Genomic DNA, 525 nt, shown 5'->3' on the forward strand with positions numbered 1-525 from the left:
GAGGGTCATACCTTTTTCATTTGCGGTTGTCGATGTCTGAGTTGTCGTTGTCATCATCATCATCAACCGGTCGTTTCACCGGACGATTAACATTGGAATTGACATTAGCACCCGGCGGTATATAACGCGGAAGGCCATCAGGAATGCCCGGAATCCCTTGTGTTGTCGGGGTTTGCGGTATTCCCGGAGCGTAATACGGCGTACCGGGCTGAGGGAATCCCGGTTGTTGAAATCCGCCGGGCTGCTGCGGAAAGCCCGGCCTTGCCGGTGCGGGCGCACCCGCAGAGGTCGTCCCCGGAGCAGGCCGCGAAAGCTCTACGGAATGGCGAAAACCTAGATTTATGTCCTCGAAAACAACCTTTTCCGGCGAAATGCTGATTAATTTGAACCTGCCGCCGATAACGTCATTTAGCCTTGCCGGCGTCGGCAATGGTTTTCCGGGTTCTTCGAGATATGCCGTGTCATTATTACCCATTCGACGGGCGATCAGACCGATGTATTTTACCTGTCGTCTGAACTCCAGTC

At 53.9% G+C, this 525-nt stretch carries 1 pseudogene; it reads right to left on the reverse strand.

Annotated elements, in window-relative coordinates:
• Window positions 1-16 precede the first annotated feature (16 nt).
• Window positions 17-525, reverse strand: a pseudogene (locus R7P74_RS29110) (hypothetical protein); the annotation flags it as partial.

This window comes from Vibrio sp. 2033 (assembly GCF_033339735.1).